The organism is Arthrobacter sp. MYb221, assembly GCF_002979835.1.
GTDB lineage: Bacteria > Actinomycetota > Actinomycetes > Actinomycetales > Micrococcaceae > Glutamicibacter.
In genome coordinates this window covers 193239-211200 of sequence record NZ_PCPW01000006.1, presented here as the reverse complement: position 1 = coordinate 211200, position 17962 = coordinate 193239, and the positions used below count along the sequence as shown (strand labels likewise).

21 protein-coding genes and 1 riboswitch are annotated in these 17962 nt (G+C 59.9%); of the genes, 9 read left to right on the top strand and 12 right to left on the bottom strand.

What is annotated here, in order from left to right:
• Positions 1-44: 44 nt before the first annotated feature.
• Positions 45-437: a hypothetical protein gene (locus tag CQ015_RS09740; protein ID WP_105554027.1), complete on the bottom strand. Its 393-nt coding sequence runs from the start codon at positions 435-437 to the stop codon at positions 45-47.
• Positions 438-446: 9 nt separating this feature from the next.
• Positions 447-749, bottom strand: a complete 303-nt coding sequence (locus CQ015_RS09735) for a PadR family transcriptional regulator (RefSeq protein WP_105569339.1) — start codon at positions 747-749, stop codon at positions 447-449.
• Positions 750-993: 244 nt separating this feature from the next.
• Here CQ015_RS09735 and CQ015_RS09730 point away from each other — a divergent pair, with 244 nt between their 5' ends.
• Together CQ015_RS09730 and CQ015_RS09725 are read left to right on the top strand one after the other, a co-directional pair.
• Complete coding sequence (locus CQ015_RS09730; protein WP_105569340.1) at positions 994-1299, top strand: helix-turn-helix transcriptional regulator; 306 nt, start codon at positions 994-996, stop codon at positions 1297-1299.
• A 181-nt stretch (positions 1300-1480) separates the two neighbouring features.
• On the top strand, positions 1481-2998 hold the full coding sequence (locus CQ015_RS09725) for an acetyl-CoA hydrolase/transferase family protein (RefSeq protein ID WP_374955688.1): 1518 nt from the start codon (positions 1481-1483) through the stop codon (positions 2996-2998).
• 62 nt (positions 2999-3060) lie between these two features.
• On the opposite strand, the gene CQ015_RS09720 is transcribed toward CQ015_RS09725, so the two are convergent.
• The 5 genes from CQ015_RS09720 to CQ015_RS09700 form a co-directional block, all read right to left on the bottom strand.
• Positions 3061-3684, bottom strand: a complete 624-nt coding sequence (locus CQ015_RS09720; RefSeq protein WP_105554024.1) for a TetR/AcrR family transcriptional regulator — start codon at positions 3682-3684, stop codon at positions 3061-3063.
• Positions 3685-3790: 106 nt separating this feature from the next.
• Positions 3791-4162 carry a hypothetical protein gene (locus CQ015_RS09715; protein ID WP_096282839.1) on the bottom strand — a complete coding sequence of 124 codons (372 nt, stop codon included), beginning with the start codon at positions 4160-4162 and terminating at the stop codon, positions 3791-3793.
• Positions 4163-4368: 206 nt separating this feature from the next.
• Positions 4369-4947 carry a dihydrofolate reductase family protein gene (locus CQ015_RS09710; RefSeq protein WP_096282838.1) on the bottom strand — a complete coding sequence of 193 codons (579 nt, stop codon included), beginning with the start codon at positions 4945-4947 and terminating at the stop codon, positions 4369-4371.
• Between the two features lie 83 nt (positions 4948-5030).
• Positions 5031-6641 (bottom strand): AMP-binding protein, encoded by a 1611-nt coding sequence (locus CQ015_RS09705; protein WP_105650019.1) that lies wholly within the window; start codon positions 6639-6641, stop codon positions 5031-5033.
• Between the two features lie 139 nt (positions 6642-6780).
• The gene (locus tag CQ015_RS09700) at positions 6781-7902 is read right to left on the bottom strand and encodes a sorbosone dehydrogenase family protein (RefSeq protein WP_105650018.1); all 1122 of its coding nucleotides are present in this window, start codon (positions 7900-7902) and stop codon (positions 6781-6783) included.
• Positions 7903-8135: 233 nt separating this feature from the next.
• Positions 8136-8252, top strand: a riboswitch (SAM riboswitch).
• A gap of 106 nt (positions 8253-8358) precedes the next feature.
• Here CQ015_RS09700 and CQ015_RS09695 point away from each other — a divergent pair.
• From CQ015_RS09695 to CQ015_RS09680, 4 genes are all read left to right on the top strand, one after another.
• Entirely contained in the window at positions 8359-8859 is a 501-nt protein-coding gene (locus CQ015_RS09695) for a flavin reductase family protein (protein ID WP_105650017.1), read from the top strand.
• Positions 8860-9513: 654 nt separating this feature from the next.
• Positions 9514-10869, top strand: a complete 1356-nt coding sequence (gene dnaB, locus CQ015_RS09690; protein ID WP_096282830.1) for a replicative DNA helicase — start codon at positions 9514-9516, stop codon at positions 10867-10869.
• 353 nt (positions 10870-11222) lie between these two features.
• Complete coding sequence (locus CQ015_RS09685; protein WP_105554020.1) at positions 11223-12611, top strand: MFS transporter; 1389 nt, start codon at positions 11223-11225, stop codon at positions 12609-12611.
• Between the two features lie 9 nt (positions 12612-12620).
• On the top strand, positions 12621-12809 hold the full coding sequence (locus CQ015_RS09680) for a DNA-binding protein (protein ID WP_096282827.1): 189 nt from the start codon (positions 12621-12623) through the stop codon (positions 12807-12809).
• On the opposite strand, the gene CQ015_RS09675 is transcribed toward CQ015_RS09680, so the two are convergent.
• The 3 genes from CQ015_RS09675 to CQ015_RS09665 are packed head-to-tail and all read right to left on the bottom strand — an operon-like array spanning position 12806 to position 15195.
• Positions 12806-13138, bottom strand: a complete 333-nt coding sequence (locus CQ015_RS09675; RefSeq protein ID WP_096282825.1) for a GNAT family N-acetyltransferase — start codon at positions 13136-13138, stop codon at positions 12806-12808. The two genes, CQ015_RS09680 and CQ015_RS09675, sit on opposite strands and share 4 nt — an antisense overlap.
• 14 nt (positions 13139-13152) lie before the next feature.
• Positions 13153-14154, bottom strand: a complete 1002-nt coding sequence (locus CQ015_RS09670) for a pirin family protein (RefSeq protein WP_096282823.1) — start codon at positions 14152-14154, stop codon at positions 13153-13155.
• Positions 14155-14163: 9 nt separating this feature from the next.
• Positions 14164-15195: a tellurite resistance/C4-dicarboxylate transporter family protein gene (locus CQ015_RS09665; protein WP_105554019.1), complete on the bottom strand. Its 1032-nt coding sequence runs from the start codon at positions 15193-15195 to the stop codon at positions 14164-14166.
• A gap of 138 nt (positions 15196-15333) precedes the next feature.
• Between CQ015_RS09665 and CQ015_RS09660 the strand changes: the two genes are divergently transcribed.
• From CQ015_RS09660 to CQ015_RS09650, 3 genes are all read left to right on the top strand, one after another.
• Positions 15334-15795 carry a MarR family winged helix-turn-helix transcriptional regulator gene (locus CQ015_RS09660; protein WP_105554018.1) on the top strand — a complete coding sequence of 154 codons (462 nt, stop codon included), beginning with the start codon at positions 15334-15336 and terminating at the stop codon, positions 15793-15795.
• A gap of 90 nt (positions 15796-15885) precedes the next feature.
• Positions 15886-16140, top strand: coding sequence for a hypothetical protein (locus CQ015_RS09655; protein ID WP_096282817.1), 255 nt, complete (start codon positions 15886-15888; stop codon positions 16138-16140).
• A gap of 42 nt (positions 16141-16182) precedes the next feature.
• The gene (locus tag CQ015_RS09650) at positions 16183-16632 is read left to right on the top strand and encodes an SRPBCC domain-containing protein (protein ID WP_105554017.1); all 450 of its coding nucleotides are present in this window, start codon (positions 16183-16185) and stop codon (positions 16630-16632) included.
• Here the strand turns inward: CQ015_RS09650 and CQ015_RS09645 are convergent.
• Both CQ015_RS09645 and CQ015_RS09640 read right to left on the bottom strand, forming a co-directional pair.
• Complete coding sequence (locus CQ015_RS09645) at positions 16629-17027, bottom strand: hypothetical protein (protein ID WP_105554016.1); 399 nt, start codon at positions 17025-17027, stop codon at positions 16629-16631. The genes CQ015_RS09650 and CQ015_RS09645 overlap by 4 nt on opposite strands.
• Positions 17028-17105: 78 nt before the next feature.
• Positions 17106-17861, bottom strand: coding sequence for an SDR family oxidoreductase (locus CQ015_RS09640; RefSeq protein ID WP_096282811.1), 756 nt, complete (start codon positions 17859-17861; stop codon positions 17106-17108).
• Between the last annotated feature and the right edge of the window lie 101 nt (positions 17862-17962).

Sequence of the window (17962 nt, the reverse complement as noted above, 5' to 3'; positions counted from 1 at the left end):
GGGTGGTGCATTCTCCGCAAGGGGAGTGCACCGCCCATTGGCGTTTAGCGGGTCTTCCGGGAACGGCTTAGCGCGCGTGAGAAGTCGATGAGGATTCCAAGTGCGATAAAGCCCAACGCTGGGAGCCAGGTTTTGGCTATCGTTCCGAGCCCGTTGAGCCCATCGGGGTCTTGGGCGCGATCGATCAGCTGAAATGCTGGCCACAGTATTCCCAAGGCCACTCCGATCATCATGAACATTTGATGCCCCTTTGCCGCGCCCTTTTTGGGGAAGCTGCCGGCGTAGTCATTTGGCGTGCCGAAGTTGTCCGTTGCCTCTTCGTAGTTATTGCACTCTGAGCTCACTTCGCGCAGAATATCGCGAATGGTGTCGGCGTTCAGGTTGCGCAGTGAAAGGCTGAAGCGCAGCTCTTCGAGGTAAGTGTCAATATCTTGCATAAGGCGCTCCTAGCCAATCTGGCGTAGCCAGAGTCGAATTTCTTGCAGGGTCTGTTGGCCCTGCTCGGTGATGGTGAAGTTCTTGCGCGCCGGTCCGCGGTCGGCGATTTCCCACTCGGCTGCGATATCTCCGGCCTCTTCCATGCCGCGTAGCAGGGGGTACAAGGTGCCGCTCTTGATCCCGGTGATGCCGTGCTCATCGAATTTTGAAAGCATTGAATAACCGTGGCTTGGCCCCTGGAGCAATTGGCTCAAGATCACGACGGGCAGCATGGACCGTCTGATTTGATGAACTACCTTATTCTCGTCCATCCCTTAAGTATGATTCTTACATAGCTAGGTTTTCATCCTGCTTTCGGATGATATTTCCCGATTTTCCCTAGTCGTTCGCGCTTAACTACATTCCATGCCATGGCGAAACCCTGTGTTGGCCCATAATTCACCAAATTGACCGGAACTAATGTCGTCATAATCATTGGGGAACGCTGCTGCCGCCCATAGCCTCGAATGTGAGAGTGGCTATGGTTGACCTAAATAAAGAGAAGCGGTGGAACACATGGGCTTTGCGTATGCCGATCCAGATGTATTAACTGATTCCCAGCGCGACGCGGTTGCCGAGCATCGGCGTACCGTGCAGGAGGAATCCCGCAAGCTGTCACTACGCGAAATGCGCGAAGATGCGCAAATGAGCCAGGTGGAACTGGCCGCATCGCTGAAGCTCAGCGTTGATCGCGTGGCCCGCATGGAAACCGGAGATATCGATCGCGTGCAGTTCGCAACCTTGCGCCGTTACGTCGAAGCGATGGGTGGCAGGCTGCAGGCAAGGGTTGTCGGCGAAACCATTCACGTGGACCTGAACTAGGCCAAGGGGCCGCCGCAGGCTAGACCGGTCGGCGCAAATTGGACGCACCTCGTCGCTAATATCCCCACCTATCGCGGATAAGGCCTGGTAGAGGTCTAACTGCAGGCGAATAACGGCTAAAGTATTCCGGTGAGATGCAGGTTATAGACCTGCATCACAAGGAAGTTTAGAAGGGGTTATTTTGCACGAGCGTATTCACCACCGAGCCTTTGTTGACCGTTTGATGAGTGCCGAACAGGCGGCAACTTTTATCAAACCCGGCATGACTGTGGCCATGAGTGGCTTCACCGGTGCGGGATACCCCAAGGCGGTACCCGGCGCGCTCGCGGCGCAGATGGAACGCCAGCATGGCGAGGGCAAGGACTTCAAGATCAACGTGCTCACCGGCGCGTCGACCGCCCCCGAGCTCGACGGAGTGCTGGCCAAGGCCGAGGGCATGAATTTGCGCCTGCCGTACATGTCCGATCCGGAACTGCGCCGCCGCATCAACGACGGCAACATGGAGTACATGGACATTCACCTGTCCCACGTCGCCCAGCACGCCTGGTTCGGCTTCTACGGCAAGATCGATGTGGCTATCGTCGAGGTCGTCGGGGTGACCGCAGAAGGCGACCTGATCCCTTCCAGCTCGGTGGGCAATAACAAGACCTGGCTGGAAATGGCAGACCGGATCATCATCGAGGTCAACACTCAGCAGTCCGCCTCCTTGGACGGCATGCACGATATCTACTACGGCACCGCGCTGCCACCGCACCGCAAACCCATCAACCTGACCACGGTGCGCGACCGCATCGGCCAGAAATACCTGGACATCGACGTCACCAAGGTGGTCGCGGTCGTCGAAACCGACGCGCCCGACCGCTTGAGCCCCTTTGCCCCGGTGGACGAGACCAGCACGCAGATTGCCGATCACCTGCTGGACTTCCTGGATTACGAGATCCGCGCCGGACGGCTCACCGAGAAGCTGCTGCCACTGCAGTCGGGCGTGGGAAACATTGCCAACGCGGTGCTCGCAGGCCTGGCCCGCGGCGGCTACAAGGGCTTGACCGCCTACACCGAGGTCATCCAGGACGGGATGCTGGAGCTGATCAAGGACGGCACCATCGAGTTCGCCTCCGCCACCAGCTTCTCACTGTCGGCGGCGGGCATCGACGAGTTCAACAAGCACGTGGCCCACTACCGCGATCGCATCTTGCTGCGCGCCCAGGAAATCTCCAACCACCCGGAGATCATTCGCCGGCTGGGCTGCATCGCGCTGAACGGCATGATCGAGGCGGACATCTACGGCAACGTGAACTCCACCAACGTGCTCGGCTCGCATGTGATGAACGGGATCGGCGGCTCGGGCGACTTTGCGCGCAATGGCTACCTGTCGGTGTTCATGTCTCCGTCGGTGGCCAAGGGCGGCAAGATCTCGGGCATCGTGCCCATGGCCAGCCACGTGGACCACACCGAGCACGACACCATGATCCTGATTACCGAACAGGGCCTGGCCGACCTGCGCGGGCTGTCGCCGAAGCAGCGCGCCCAGCTGATTATCGACAAGTGCGCGCACCCGGCGTACCGCCCAATGCTCCAGGACTACTTCGACCGGGCCCGGAGCGAAAGCTACGGCAAGCACACCCCGCACCTGCTGGGCGAGGCCTTGAGCTGGCACCAGCGCTACTACGAAACCGGGGATATGCGCCTGGCCCAGTAGTCCGCCGCATACCGTGCAAGGAGCCCGCGAAAACCCTTGGGTTCTCGCGGGCTCGCGCGCGTTCACTGCCCCGAGTTCATCCCGGAGCAGACCAGGTCCGCGGCCAGGCGCAGCTCCATGGCGGACCGCTGCCCGCCGGTTGCCGCGCCCGGCAACGGCAGAGTCCTCAAATAGCCGGCCCAGAGCCGGCTGGCGGCCTGCAGAAATCGCTGATCCACCGCGGAACTCACGCTCAGGCTCAGCAGCTGCTCGATTGACTGCTCCAAATCATGCAGATAGCTTGCCAAGGCTGCCGCCACCTCCGCGTGGGTATGCTGTTCGCGCCACAGCACCACCCGGAGCATGGTGGAGCGCGCCTGCTCCGCGCAGTAGCGTTCGGCGATCATCACGAGGCCCGAGGCAGGATCGCCGGGAACTGCCAGCGCGCCGGAATCGATCTCCGTGCCCTGGAGGCGTTCCTCCAGCAAGGCCGTGAGCAGGGCGAACTTCGCCGGGAAATAGTAGAACAGGAGCCCTTTGGGTACGCCGGCATCCCTGGCGATATGCGAGGTAGGGGTCCCATCGAAGCCTTGCGCCGCGAACAGCTGTTCGGCTGCATTCAGGATGCGGGTGCGTGCGGAGGCTCCGGTTTCGTCGTTGGCACGAGGAGAGTGCTTGCCGCCGTGGGTCGGGGTGCGCAGGGGCATTGGGGAGATCCTTCCGCGATTGAGCTGCGGGCAAGAATGACGCGTGCGACTCAGCGGGCTCTGCCCGTTGTCCCGCACGCGTCCGGTTGCGTGTTGCAGATGGTTGTCAGTGCGCTGCCCGCGTGCCGCCGTGGGCTTCGTGGCGCATGTGCATCGCCGGTGCTATTGCCCAGAGAGAAGCAACCAGGCCGACGGCGCCACAGATCCACGAGACCCAAGAAGCAGTGGCATAGCCGCTTGCATAGGATCCGAGCCAAGGGGAGACGACCAAGAGCGCGCTGACCGCGGCCAGCACCCACTCCAAGCTGACCAGCCGTGGCATGGCGACACTCCATATGCCGACTACGACCATCAGGGCGCCAAGGCCCACCATCAGGTTCATGGACATCGTGGTGCCCGCGACCCATGTTGTCGACAGCGCGGCGTATGCGCCAGCCACCACGACAACCCAATCTTGCCACCGAGTCCACTTCTTCATTGAAAATCACCTTCCTAGAGGTCGGAGTGCTCCCTTTGGGAGTCAATTTCCAATTTATGTTTGATTGACCGCCCGGTCAATAGTTTATCCGGGGTACCGGACTGCGGCTGGGGAGCCGATTCGCGCCGCGCATGCCGCCGGGCAAGCAGCCCTCTGATGGTCGTATTTCCGGTAGCCAACGACGACTTTTTGCCGGTTCACCGGCGCTAGTGATGCAGGCTCGGGCGATAGATGAGCTCTTGCGTCCGGCCATCGAGCAGTCGGGACTCTACGAGTTCCAGGTCGAAGTCCTCGGCCCCCTCGAAGATCGGTGATTGCCCGGTCAGTCCGGTGAGCACCGGGAAGATGGTGACTTGGATATAGTCGACGAGGCCGGCTGCCAACAGCGAACGATTCATGGACAGCGAACCGTGAGAGCGCAGCGGCACCAGCGACTCGGCTTTCAGCCGCGGAACTACGGCAAGGGCATCACCGCGCTCAATGGCCGCGTCGGGCCAGTCCAGCGGGCCGACGAGGGAGTTGGAAATGACGGTGGCAGGCTGCTTGTGCATGGCCTCGCCCCAAGGGTCATCCACATCCGTATATTTCTCCGCCTCGGCCCAGAACTGGGCAAAGAGCCGATAGGTGTTTGCGCCGAAGACCATCCGGCAGGGTGGCGAGTAGTGCTCGAGCCGCCGAGCGAGCAGCTCCGGGCCCTGTTTGCCCCAGTAGCCGCCCCAATTTCCGGTGGCGCTGCCGAAGCCGTCGAGGCTGGAGAAGATGTCGAAGGTATATGTCGCTGCCATGGGAACTCCCCGTGAAATCGGCGCTAAGTGCACCTCACCTTACGCCTCGCAGGTGCGCGGGGGAACCCAAAGCAGGCATCAAGTCAGGCGTTCTCTGAATGCGCTGCAAGGCTTCGATTGCGCAGCACGTTCTTTTGCACCTTGCCGGTAGAGGTGCGCGGCAGATCCTGCGGGAACACGATGGTGCGTGGCACTTTAAATCCAGCTAGCCGTTCGCGGGCAAAATTGATCAGGGTCGCCTCGTCCAGGCTCGAACCTGTGGTGCGAATGACATAGGCGACCGGACGCTCGCCCCATTTGTCGTCGGGGACGCCCACCACCGCAAGATCCAGCACCTGCGGGTGCGCGGCGAGAGCCTGTTCGACCTCAATGGTGGAGATGTTCTCTCCACCTGAAATGATGATGTCCTTGGCCCGGTCACGGACCTGGAGGTAGCCGTCCGGGTGCATCACTCCCAGATCGCCGGTATGGAAGTAACCGCCGAAAAAGGCCTGCTCGGTGGCTGCCTCATCGCGGTAGTAGCCAATCATCACGTTGTTGCCGCGAAAGACGATCTCACCCATGGTTTGCCCGTCGGCGGGAACGTCCACCATATTCTCGTCGACGATGCGTGCGCTTTCGGCGGTCAGCATGCCCACGCCTTGGCGGGAGAGCATTGCGGCTCGCGTGTCCGCATCCAGTTGATCCCAGTCATCCTGGTATTCACAGATGGTGTAGGGGCCATAGACCTCGGTGAGCCCATATACATGGACCACCTCGATGCCCAGCTTCTGCAGCTTCGTGATGATTGCCGGGGACGGCGGGGCGCCGGCGGTGGTGATGCGCAGCGGATCGCCCAGGGCGTGGGCGCGCGGTGAGTCGGCAATGATCGAGCAGACCGTGGGGGCTCCGCAGAGATGTGTAGCGCAAAGATTCTCAATGGCGTCCCACACCGCATCCTCGCGCACGCCGCGCAAGCACAGGTGCGTGCCACCCGCGGCGGTGACCGCCCAAGGGGTGCACCAGCCGTTGCAGTGGAACATCGGCAGGGTCCACAGGTAACGGGTCTTTGCGGTGAAGCCTTGGTGATGGGCCTCGCTCAGCGAGTTCAGGTAGCTGCCGCGGTGCGAGTACAGCACGCCCTTGGGTTTGCCGGTGGTGCCCGAGGTGTAGTTCAACGTGATCGGGGCGCGCTCATCTGCCACCTCGTAGCTCAGGCGTTCCTCGCCGGCCGCGTCCAGCAGCTCGGAGAGCACCGCGTCCACGGCGACCGCCGGTCGCGCTCCGGCGTATTGGTCATCGCTGATCTCGATCAACGCTTCCAAGCTCGGAATCTCGGAACGCAGGGTCGAAGTATTTGCCAACAATTCGGTATCGGCGAACAGCAGCTTCGACTCGGAATGATCCATAATATAGCGCAGCTCGGGCGCCGACAGCCGGGTGTTCAGCGCGATCAGCACGCCCCCGGCCAGCGGAACCGCGTAGTGGGCCATGAGCATCTCGGGAGTATTCGGCGCAAGTACCGCGACGCGGTCCCCGGGCGCGATCCGCGCCTTGACAACCTGGGCGAAGCGCTGCACGCGCCGCTCGAATTCGGCGTAGCTGTACCTGCGGGTCCCGTGGATCACCGCGGTCTTCGACGGGTATACCTCGGCCGAACGCTGCAGGAATCGCAGGGGTGTGAGTTCCGAGTGGTTAGCCTGAGTCATGACCATGTGTGCGATATCCTTCGATTCGTATCCGTGGTTTCCTTCAGCCTGCGCCTGTGAGCTGAAGCACTTGCGACCTTCATGGTGGCATGGACCTCGGGTTCAATCCAAGAACCGCAGTATCAATTCGTTCAGTGGCCGAAATTCAGCGCCGGGTGGCAGTTCGGTCGATGAGCGTCTCCGGGGAGATGCCGAGAATCCTGTCGTCACCCTCTTGCGGGGTGCCGCGACCGTCGGTGTTATTCGTCAGCACCCAGAGCTCGCCGGTCTCGCTGGCCTTCACATCCCGCAGGCGCCCATGGTCACCTACGAGGAACTCGGTGGAATCGTGAGGCGTGCTCAGCTCCACGGTTCGCAGGCGCTCCCCGCGCAGGTTGGCGATGTAGAGGACCCCGTCGTAAATGGTGATGCCGCTGGGGCTCGCGGACTGCGTGCTCCATTGCTGGATCGGGTCGCGGTATTCGGGATCTTCCGCAATGCCTTCGTGCGCCGGCCAGCCGTAGTTGGCTCCGGGCTCAATAATGTTCAATTCATCCCAGCGGTTCTGCCCAAACTCGCTGGCATACATGGTTCCGTCGGGAGCCCAAGCGATACCTTGTGGATTGCGATGGCCGAAACTGAATACCGGCGAACCGGGGAAGGGGTTGTCGCCGGGGACCTCGCCCTGAATGGTCAGCCGCAGGATCTTTCCGCCTAAACTTTCCAGATCTTGAGCCGAGGATTCATTTCCAGCGTCTCCCACGGTCGCGTAGAGCATCGAATCCGGTCCGATGGCTAGACGCCCCCCGTTGTGAATTCCTGCCGATGGCAATTCGGACAGGATCGTCCGCGGATGACTCAGCGCGAGCGCACCGCTGTCGCCGGAAAGTTCGAATCGCTGGATGCGGTTGCCGTCTTCTGCGGTGGAGTAGGCGAAAAGGTAGGGCTGTTGAAAGGCCAGCCCAAGCAGTCCGCCTTCGCCACCATGAACTACGTCGTCCAAGCGGATGATTTGCCGGGCATTGCCCGCTGAATCTATTTCCACGATCCGCCCCGAATCGCGTTCTGAAACGATCAGCGTATTTTCGGCGAAGACCATGGACCAGGGGGCGGCTAGCTCGGCTGCGATCCTTCGCGGTTCGGGCGACTTGGTATCGACTGCCCTGCTGCTTGACGTGGCGCCGGGGGAACGCGGTGCTTCGGCGGCGCATCCGGTGAGCATCGCGGCGCAGGCGAGAATTCCAAGGAAAACCGTGATCTTCGGATTACCAGCTATTCGAGGCCGCATGGTTTCAGGCTAGCAAGATCCGTTCGCTATGCAAGAGGCTGGGCGCTTCGTATCGCACCGAAGGGGAGCGGTATCAGCGGGCCGCGCAGCCGCATCCGAACCCTCCTGTGATTGAATAAATTTCCGATGGACCCTCGAATACTTGTGGCTCATCGAATTTTGGGTTGAATATTTCGATTTGCGAAGCAATTTGTTTGACGCGCGGGAGCTTAGGCCAATATCGTTTTAATCAGAATCATGAGCGTCAGCTAAAGGCCCTGGCTAGCTGGCCGGCAACCCTCTATACGGTAGCGGGGTGCTCCAGGTGAAGATTCGGTGTCGCGCAACACCGCACGATACAAGTACCGCACATCGAGGCGTTAAACCTTCGACGGCGGGTAAGAGCAAGTCAAAGCTGCTTTAGCCTGCCGCCGACCGTCGCCGTACCGGTGGGCATGAAGCAAAGGAAGTCAAGGCATGTCTTTGAATCAAGAACTTGACGCACTGACGCTGCGCAAGGTTTTCGCCCAGCACCCATCGGGAATTGCCACTCTGTGCGCCGAAGTCAACGGGGAAAAGACGGGAATCGTCGCCTCCTCATTCACCGTAGGGGTTTCCTTGGAACCGGCGTTGGTGATGTTTGCCGTGCAGAAAACCTCGAACACTTGGCCGAAGCTGCAGGACGCAAATCGAATCGGCGTTTCGGTGCTCAGCGAGCGCAATGAAGGGGTCTGCAGGCAGATCGCTTCCAAGAGCGGAGATCGATTCCGCGGTGTGGACACCCACACCAGCGACGACGGCTCGTTGTTCATCCATGACTCAACGCTGTGGCTCGACACGACGATCTACAGTGAGGTTGAGGCCGGAGACCATTGGGTCATCCTGTTGCAGGTCCATGGCCATAAGGTCGCCGAGCATTCACCGTCGATTTTCCATGATTCACGATTTCACTCGTTACCAGTCCCGGAACTCGTCTAAATAGTTGTCTTCGCTTCGCGCCACCTGTCATTTTCGCTGACAAGTGGCGCGCAGTCGTTTAACTGGCCCGGCGAGCTTGGACCGCGCGGGCGCGTTAAGTTCATATGACCGCAGAGGGGTGCTCTGCATCGAATTGTGGATTACTCGCCTCGAAGTTACGTTTCAGTAGCTTTTTGGAGCGGTGACTACCGCGTTCTTCACGAAGATTCTTTCCACAAAACTATCCACACCTCTGTGGATGGTACGTTGATAAGTCGATGAAGCGGGTTGAAAACACCGGAATCCCGCGAGATATGCTGTGGATAACGTCATTTGCGAAGGTTGACTCTACAAAGAAATTAACTTTCTATCCACAGGTGTGCAAACAACAAACTCCAAGTCAGATAGTCATTAGCGCAACTTAAGTGGGGTAATCCACAAGCTTCTCCCCAAGTCGCACACAGGGTCATCCACAGCTAGAGGGGGATTATCCACAGATCTTGTGGATAACAGAGTTTGCGGCTATGGATAAGAGACCTACTGTTGGCTTTGGGACTGATATATCCACAGGTACCGCCGACACGATAACGTCGGTTGGCGGTGACATGCTTGAGTGTTGCCATCATGGCACAAGGGTATTTCCCAGAGGGTCAATAGGGGATGGAAGTGTCAGTTATGAGCGCGGAGCCGGTCTACGAGAGTCAGGGTTCGGAAGCGGGTCGCACCCCGCCGCAGGATATTCCTGCCGAAATGTCGGTTCTTGGCGGCATGATGCTGTCGAAGGATGCGATCGCCGACGTGGTCGAGGCGCTGCGCGGAACAGATTTCTATCGCCCGGCCCATGAATCCATTTTTGACGCAATCATCGATCTCTACGGACGAGGCGAACCAGCCGATGCCGTGACGGTCTCCGATCTGCTCACCAAGCGCAGCGAGATCGCCCGCGTGGGTGGCGCCGCCTATCTGCACAACCTCATCCAGCAGGTGCCCACCGCCGCGAACGCCGGCTACTACGCCGAAATCGTGCGCGAACGCGCCGTATTGCGCCGCCTGGTCGATGCCGGGACCCGGATCGTCCAGATGGGCTATTCGCCCGATGGTGAGGTTGACGCGATCGTCAACGAGGCGCAGGCCGAGGTGTACAAGGTCGCCGAGAACCGCAACAGCGAAGACTACGTGCGCCTGAGCGACATCATCGAGGGAACCGTCGATGAGATCGAGAATGCGGCGAACGCCGGCGACGGAATTACCGGCGTGCCAACCGGGTTCTACGAATTCGACGAACTGACCCAGGGGTTGAAGGGTGGTCAGATGATCATCATCGCCGCCCGCCCCGCAGTGGGTAAGTCGACCTTCGCCCTGGACTTCGCCCGTTCCGCGGCAATTAAGAACAACATGGCCACCGTCTTCTTCTCGCTGGAAATGGGCCGCAACGAAATTGCGATGCGCCTGCTCTCGGCAGAAGCATCCATCCAGCTGCAGGATCTGCGCAAGGGTTCGGTGGAAGACGCACAATGGACGAAGATTGCGACCACGATGGGTCGCTTGAACGAAGCTCCGCTGTTCATCGACGATTCGCCGAATATGTCCATGATGGAAATCCGCGCCAAGTGCCGACGGCTGAAGCAGCGCAACGAGCTGCGCATGATCATCCTCGACTACCTGCAGCTGATGAGCTCGGGCAAGCGCGTGGAATCGCGCCAGCAGGAAGTGTCCGAGTTCTCGCGTAACCTCAAGCTGCTGGCCAAGGAACTCGACGTTCCGCTGGTTGCCCTCTCGCAGCTGAACCGTGGTTCCGAGCAGCGCACCGACAAGAAACCAATGATCTCGGACCTTCGTGAATCGGGATCGATCGAGCAGGACGCCGATATGGTAATCCTGCTGCACCGTGACGATGTCTACGACAAGGAAAACCGTCCGGGTGAAGCCGACGTGATCATCGCAAAGCACCGTGCCGGCCCCACCAAGACCATCACCGTGGCGTTCCAGGGCCACTATTCGCGCTTCAGCAACATGCAGAACGACGGCTAGCCTGCCGAGGCAGGCCTACGGCACAGGGCAGGGTCCAGAAATCCGCAAGATTTCTTGGCCCTGCCCCTTGGTTCAGCTGCGTTCTCCGTGCATGGCTTCGTGCCGATGATAGTGCTGAAAGCGCCGTCCATTCGCGCCGCGCGTGGGGCTGGCTGCCTAGAAAAGGCCAAGGACACCGCTGGAGAGTATCCCGGTAGCTCCCACCATCAGCGCTAGGCAGAGCGCGGTGATCTTGACCAGTCGGCGACGCGTATCTTCGTTAAGCATGGGTTCAGCTTACAAAGCCATGCGGTGCATCCACTAACCATCGGTGCCGAATCGGCGTCCGAGAAGTTCAATGAAAGAATGGCCGCATGCCATCACCACGTGACTCTGCGGTAGATTCCGCAACGGTTGAGTCGATCTATGCCGCCAAATATTTGGCGACCACCCTGGGCATGTTCGTCCTGGTCTTCTTGGTGGGTTTCGAAGCGTTGGCGGTTTCCACGATCATGCCGCTGGTCAGTGAGCTGCTCGATGGACAGAAGTACTTCGCGCTGGCCTTTGCCGCACCGATTGCCAGCGCGATGCTTGGCATGGTTGCTGCGGGAGAGGTTTCGGACCGAAGAGGCCCGAAGATTCCGCTGTACGCTTCCGTGGCTATTTTTGCCGGCGGCCTGCTTATCTGCGGCACCGCGGCGGATATGCAGGTGCTGATCCTCGGAAGAATTTTGCAAGGCATCGGTGGCGGCGCCGTGACCGTGGCAATCTTTGTGCTGATCGCTCGGGCATATCCGGCAAAATTGCACAGCAAAATTTTCGCACTTTTCGCCGCCGCCGGGGTGATCCCGGCGTTGCTCGGACCGTGGATTGCGGGCCTGATCGCCACATACCTCGGTTGGCGTTGGGTATTCCTTGGGGTGCTGATCTTCATCGCCTTCGCGATCGTGGCGGTCATCCCGACCCTGCATCGCATGGATTCTGCACGCGATGCAACCCTCGGTCCGGTCTCCATCAAGCGGCTACTGCTCGCGGGGTTCACCGGGGCTTCGGTGATCGCCATGAACCTGCTTGGGCTCATGGACAATGGGTGGCCCTCCGTCGTCGCCCTGCTGTCAGCGTTGGCGCTCGCCCTGTTGGCGATCCGGCCGCTGCTGCCCGTAGGGACCTTCAGCGCCCGGCGTGGAATGCCAGCCACGGTGCTGACCCGATCGCTGGTGGCTGGAGCATTTTTCGGCACAGAGGTCTACCTGCCGTATTTGCTGCGCGAAGACTATTTTCTGCCTCCGGACCGCGCGGGTCTGGTGCTCACCGCCTCCGCATTGTCCTGGGCCCTGGGCTCGTGGCTGCAGGGGAAAGCCGGTGAACGTTTAAGCAATTCCGCATGCATCGGAATCGGCGCCCTGGCCGGGGCGTTCGCCATCTCCACCGCGCTTTATGCCGCGTTGTTCCACCCGTCGGTGGCCATCATCGTGGTTGGTTGGGCGATAGGCGGATTTGGAATGGGAATGATCTTCCCACGCCAAAACGTGAATATGCTGGCCCTCTCCGGCAAGCAGGAACAAGGGTTCAACTCCTCGGCGATGACCATGGCGGATGCGCTGGGCAACGCGGGAGTGACCGCGCTTGGCGGGGTCATCTTCGCCACGGTGGCAGTGGGGCTGGGCTTCGCCGCGGTCTTTGCCTTCTCGTTGTTCCTGATCATCGTACTGCTGGTCGTTACGCCGCGGATCGAATCCCCGGCGGCGGCTGGCCCTAAGTAGCCCAGGCGTATGGAAACTGAGCTCCCAGCCATCGGCGCACCGGCCACCAGGGCGCTGCTAAGCGCTGGTATCACGAGCCTCGAACAAGCGGGCGAAACCGGCGAGAAAGCGCTGCTTCGGTTGCATGGCGTCGGACCAAAAGCGCTGCGCATCCTCCGTGAAGCCCTGGACAAGCAGGGTCTTGAGCTGCGCAGCTAGGCGCGTGGCAGGACTTTCAGGTGCTCTGGGGTCGTCGCGACGAGGTGTGGCTGGTATTCGGCGTGCTTAGCGACATAGGCCTTGACGTACGGGCAAACTGCCACGATCTTGGCTCCACCGGCGATGGTGTTGTCCAACGCGAATTTCACCAGCACACTGGCCAGTCCTTGTCCGCCGTATTCTTCGTCCACGGTCGTGTGGAAAAAGATCCGCTCGGTGCCAGCGGAACCGGTGAATTCTCGAAAGTGGGTTGCGCCAATGACCTTTCCATCATCGTCCAGTGCATATCGCCGACGTTCGGGCAGGAAAACAGGGGTGATTTCGCTCATTTGGTGGCCGCTTTCTAGGAGGGGTTAACTCGTGTACGTAGTCGGACGGTAGGTAGCGCCGGCGCCGGCAATGGCGCGGGAGTGTTTTCCGGAAATGGGCCAAAGCGGTCCTCCGAGCTGTCTCCTGGTTCGGCGCCGATTTCCGCTTGGTACTGCGCGCGGAATGCGAGGACTTCTTCATGGCTGCGTCCCACGAAGTTCCACCACATGAGGATCTCCTCTTTCAGCGGCTCTCCGCCGATCAGCAAAGCGCGGACCGGCTGCTCGCCGGCAGTGATGCGCAGCGTGGTGCATCCGGCCCGGACGAAGCCCAGTTCGCGGTGCTCAAGTGGTTTGCCGTTGACCGTCGGGCGGCCCTGATCAACGAGTACACCGTGTTCGTGATGTGCGGGGACCACGATTTCGACCTCGGTATGCGGGTCGAGGTGCAGTTCGGCCCCGCTGAGTTCGGTATGCGTCTTCACCGGGGAGGTGAGGCTCTGCTCGCCAATCGCGAGAGTGCCGAGGAAAACGTTGAGCATCCATCCTTGGCCGTATATCGGTTCGGGACGGTAATTTTCGAAGGTTGGTTCCATATTGCGCACCCGGTCAGGCAGGGCGGTCCATAGCTGGGCTCCGTGCAAGATCGTGGTTTCTTCGCAGAGCATTTCGGAATGCGTGATTCCGTATCCAGCGGTCATGAGGTTCAATTCACCGGGGCGCACTTTGGCCTTATGCCCGGCCGAGTCGATGTGTTCGATTTCGCCGGAGAAGAGCCAGGAGACGGTCTGCAGTCCGGTGTGCGGATGCCGTGGAACGTTCATCCCGCCGGTGAGCGCTACGTCGTCCGGTCCGTAGTGGTCGAGGAAGCACCACGCGCCGATCAGGCTGCGCTGTTTCTGCGGAAGAGTCCGGGAGACCGTCATGGCTCGCGGGCCACCGAGGGGGACTGGGCGGGGCTCCAGCGCCTGAACCTCTGAGCGTGCATCGAGGTTGCTGCAGTCGATTTCCGCCGGTGCCTGTTCAAGGTTGCTCATAACCTAAGACTAGGCAGGATGCCTGATTCGTGCCACCCATAGGGCGATGGTTCCCGCCCAGCTGGCCACGGCCACCCAAATCACTATCTGCCCCAGCGTAAAGAGAGCCGAGAAATCCGGTATTGATCCCAGGGAAAGGCATGCGGTGGCGAGCATGCCCAGCGGGAAGACAATCGCCCAAAGGCCAGTTTCATAGCTCAGCGGGTGGCGGTGGATGATGTGCCGCCAGATTCCGAAGACCAGCAGCAGGGGGATGAACCATAACCCTATGGCGAGCAACGCCAAGGTGGTAAAGGCGATATTTGCTTGCAGCCAGTTCGGAATCTCACCGCGGTTTGCCAAGCCGAGTAGTTGCGAACCGGTCAATACGCTGATCGCGGTGGACCCCATGAAGATCCAATACGTCGGTGAAAGCGTCTCGGCGCGGTTCGGATAGCGGATCATGCGCACCGTCACGAGGGTAGCGGTCAGCAGATAGAGCGCGCAGCCTAGCAACCAGATAGCTAAGGCAAGCATGGCGGCCCAGGCGCCGAAGCTCGTATGATGCGCTAATCCGCCGGCAACGGATTGGGTGGCCACCACCCAGAGGAACCACGACCCATTTGCGTGGGTCAGTGCCGGTTCCGGACGTTCATGCAGCACCAGCCCGGCGGGAATCGCGTAGGTGGTGATCAGCCAAATGAGCGTCCCGAATATCAGCGCGGTCAGTGCGGCGCCCGGGAGCTTCAAAACCGCCAGTGCGAGGGCTAGGACATTCGAGGCCGCGACCACGGTGAAGAACCCAAAACCAACGGCCGGGTTCAGCGCATCAATTTGCACCGCCGTCGGATAGCGCACGACGCGCAGGACCAGCACCGTGAGTAGTCCGAGGAACATGATACCGGCCAGGATGCAGAAAGCCTGGCCGAGGGCGGAGAACCCGGAAAGCAGCAGACCCATGCCTACGATGCCGGTGGCCATCACGCTGGAGAATACCGACGGGGCAAGGGTGGCTACCCATCGGGTGAATCGTGAGCGGCTAGCACGCAGTTCTGGGTTCACCTAGGTCTCCTTGAAGTCTTCTTTGCCGAGATGTTGAGGCTAACGCCTGTGGCGCTCTGCCGCCAAGCCCCGTCTCAGGATGCTGGCGTACGATCTTAGTGTCGGTACCGGCATGAACCCCAAGGAGAACAAAACATCGTGGACAGCTCCAATCTTCGTCGTGATGATCTGCTCAAGCTTGAGCGGCAGTTGTGTTTTGGACTGGCTGTCGCCTCACGATCGGTGATTTCAGCTTATAAGCCGGTGCTCGACCCATTGGGGCTGACCCACCCGCAATACCTGGTGATGCTGGCCCTGTGGGAATCTGCTCCAATCGGTGCGCGGGAGCTCAGCGAAAAGCTGCATCTGGATCCCGGGACGCTCTCCCCGCTGGTCAAGCGCCTTGAAAAAGCCGGATTGCTCGAGCGCAGAAAGAATCCGCGCGATGAACGCGCGATCTTGATTGAGACTACCCAGAAGGGTGAAATGCTGCGTGAGCAGGCGTTGGATATTCCCCATGAGATGCTGAGTCGGCTGAACTTAAGCGAGCAAAAAGTCGTTGAATTGTGCAAGATTCTGGGCGATGTGGTGGACGCGGGAATCGCGGCGCCCGCCGAGTGATTAAGGATATAGTTGGTGCACCAACTATTGGAGTAGGCTTAAGTCACGGACGCAATTGGCTCCGGCGCCCTGACAAATTGAGGTTTCCCCATGGACGAGTCACCACTGCCCATCATCAGCGACACCACCGGCTTGAGTCTTGGATATCGTGCCCGATGGCGCCTGAAGTATTTGGGGTTGAGTATTTTCGGCCCGGCCGAACGCTCGATCATGACCAGCCCACGCGAACGCATTAAATGGGACCGCGCCATGATGGTGCTGCGCGCCCACGAGGCCGCCGGAACTCAGGCCGATGAGCTAACCGTATATACCGCTAGCCGCATGGAATCCCGTCGCCCCAAATAGCCGGCTTTAGATTCCCCGCCGAGAGCACGGTAAAATCCGAGTATGCAGGAAATGAATGAACTTGTCTTGTCCCGGCAATTCGCCGCTCCTCGTGCTGCGGTCTGGGCCGCATTCGTCGAACCGGAGATTATTACGCAGTGGTGGGGACCGCATGGCTGGACGGTGCAGGAGGGCTCGGTAATTCTCGAGCCGAAGGTCGGGGGACGCCATGAGCTGACCATGGCACAAAGCGATAACCCGGAAGCTCAGGTGCCGCTCAAGGCAGTGGTCACGATCTTTGACGAACAGGTATGCCTGGCCAGCGCCGATGGTCCGCATGAGATGACGCTGGATCTGGTCATTCACACCAAGCTGGACTTCAAGGAATTTGCCGGCCAGACCTATGTGACCTTGACGCAGGGCCCATTGCCACATGAAGTCATCGAGAGCAGCCAAAAGGCCTGGAATTCCGCGTTTGCAAAGCTTGAATCGTTCTTGGCCGAGTACTTCTAAATTGGCTTCGACACCAGATAGCTGCGCGCGGACTTGATCCGTGCGGTTTTCGCTGCTCCGGTAAAGCGCAGCACATGGCTAAAAGCCGCGGAGATATCCTGACCGTTGGTGATATTTCCATCGGTGCTTCCTTCGCGACCGTGAGTGAGCACGCTTTTGAATTCGAGTGATTTCGTATCTCCTGAAATCATTACCCAGCTACAGAGCGCCTCGATCCCGTGCAGCGTTTCAAAGCCAACTATTTCCCATTCAATGTCCTCGGTGAGCCACAGCCTGAGATGATCCAGATCTCGCCCGTGCAGCGCCACGATCACTTCCTGAATCACCAGATGCCGTGGGGCATTACCGCAATTCTCCGGATAGCTCACTTGCATTGCTGACGGTTCGGCGCTCATCTTCTCACTTGCCTGAATTTGGACTCTAAACGGTTCGTCCCACTATAGCCACCAGCTGAACTCCGCGCGCAAAGCGAACTAACCGCGGCCAATATAGGGCATCCCTGCAGCGGTAATGGTGAGCTGATTGACCGAGACGGTGAGTGGGCTGTTAGCCAGGAAGGCTACGGCTTGCGCTGCCTGTTGCAGGTCGAATGTTGGCTCAACCTTGCGCGAGCCGTCGGCTTGCAAGGCTCCTTGCGAGGTGCCGAGTTCGTCCATGATGTCGCTAGCAGTGTTGCCGATGTCGATCTGTGAAGCGCAGATGCCAAACGGGCGGCCATCGAGTTCAATGGACTTAGTCAGCCCCGTGATGGCGTGCTTGGTAACTGCATAGGCCACCGACCGTGGTCGGGGCACTTGAGCGGAAATTGATCCATTGTTGATAATTCTTCCGCCGCCATGCAGCTTCATATGCTTAAAAGCTTCGCGGGCACAATTCATCGCTCCGGTCAGGTTCACCTGGCAGACTTTCTCCCAGTCCTCCGCGCTTAGCTCATCGATGGAGACCGCGGGACCGAACGTTCCGGCATTGTTGAATAGCGTATCGAGACGACCAAAATGCTCGGTCGCCTTCGCAAATAGGCATCGAACCTCTTCGGCGGAGGAGACATCGGCTTGGACCACTAGAGCGTTGCCGTGGCCTTGTGCTGCTTCCTGCAGTGTCTGTTCGGTGCGTCCGGCCAAGACCACATTCCAGCCTTGGGCTAGTAGCAGCCGTGCGGTGGCCCGACCTATGCCGGTGCCGGCTCCGGTGATCAGGATGCTGGACGTCGGCATGTTTGCAGATGGCATATTAACTCCTTTTGGCATCTAGCCTAGTCGCAGGTGCCATGGCAGCCGCGTATGTGAATCCGCCGGAGCATGCCTGAAGTTCGGCAGGTCCAGCGAAGCCG

Coding starts and splice junctions, on each gene's coding strand:
- CQ015_RS09715 (WP_096282839.1), bottom strand. CDS start 4,162: ATGAAGAAGTGGACTCGGTGGCAAGATTGGGTTGTCGTGGTGGCTGGC.
- CQ015_RS09655 (WP_096282817.1), top strand. CDS start 15,886: ATGGACGAGTCACCACTGCCCATCATCAGCGACACCACCGGCTTGAGT.
- CQ015_RS09740 (WP_105554027.1), bottom strand. CDS start 437: ATGCAAGATATTGACACTTACCTCGAAGAGCTGCGCTTCAGCCTTTCA.
- CQ015_RS09695 (WP_105650017.1), top strand. CDS start 8,359: ATGTCTTTGAATCAAGAACTTGACGCACTGACGCTGCGCAAGGTTTTC.
- CQ015_RS09705 (WP_105650019.1), bottom strand. CDS start 6,641: ATGGTCATGACTCAGGCTAACCACTCGGAACTCACACCCCTGCGATTC.
- CQ015_RS09670 (WP_096282823.1), bottom strand. CDS start 14,154: ATGAGCAACCTTGAACAGGCACCGGCGGAAATCGACTGCAGCAACCTC.
- CQ015_RS09730 (WP_105569340.1), top strand. CDS start 994: ATGGGCTTTGCGTATGCCGATCCAGATGTATTAACTGATTCCCAGCGC.
- CQ015_RS09640 (WP_096282811.1), bottom strand. CDS start 17,861: ATGCCATCTGCAAACATGCCGACGTCCAGCATCCTGATCACCGGAGCC.
- CQ015_RS09675 (WP_096282825.1), bottom strand. CDS start 13,138: ATGAGCGAAATCACCCCTGTTTTCCTGCCCGAACGTCGGCGATATGCA.
- CQ015_RS09735 (WP_105569339.1), bottom strand. CDS start 749: ATGGACGAGAATAAGGTAGTTCATCAAATCAGACGGTCCATGCTGCCC.
- CQ015_RS09700 (WP_105650018.1), bottom strand. CDS start 7,902: ATGCGGCCTCGAATAGCTGGTAATCCGAAGATCACGGTTTTCCTTGGA.
- CQ015_RS09685 (WP_105554020.1), top strand. CDS start 11,223: ATGCCATCACCACGTGACTCTGCGGTAGATTCCGCAACGGTTGAGTCG.
- CQ015_RS09710 (WP_096282838.1), bottom strand. CDS start 4,947: ATGGCAGCGACATATACCTTCGACATCTTCTCCAGCCTCGACGGCTTC.
- CQ015_RS09650 (WP_105554017.1), top strand. CDS start 16,183: ATGCAGGAAATGAATGAACTTGTCTTGTCCCGGCAATTCGCCGCTCCT.
- dnaB (WP_096282830.1), top strand. CDS start 9,514: ATGAGCGCGGAGCCGGTCTACGAGAGTCAGGGTTCGGAAGCGGGTCGC.
- CQ015_RS09720 (WP_105554024.1), bottom strand. CDS start 3,684: ATGCCCCTGCGCACCCCGACCCACGGCGGCAAGCACTCTCCTCGTGCC.
- CQ015_RS09680 (WP_096282827.1), top strand. CDS start 12,621: ATGGAAACTGAGCTCCCAGCCATCGGCGCACCGGCCACCAGGGCGCTG.
- CQ015_RS09645 (WP_105554016.1), bottom strand. CDS start 17,027: ATGAGCGCCGAACCGTCAGCAATGCAAGTGAGCTATCCGGAGAATTGC.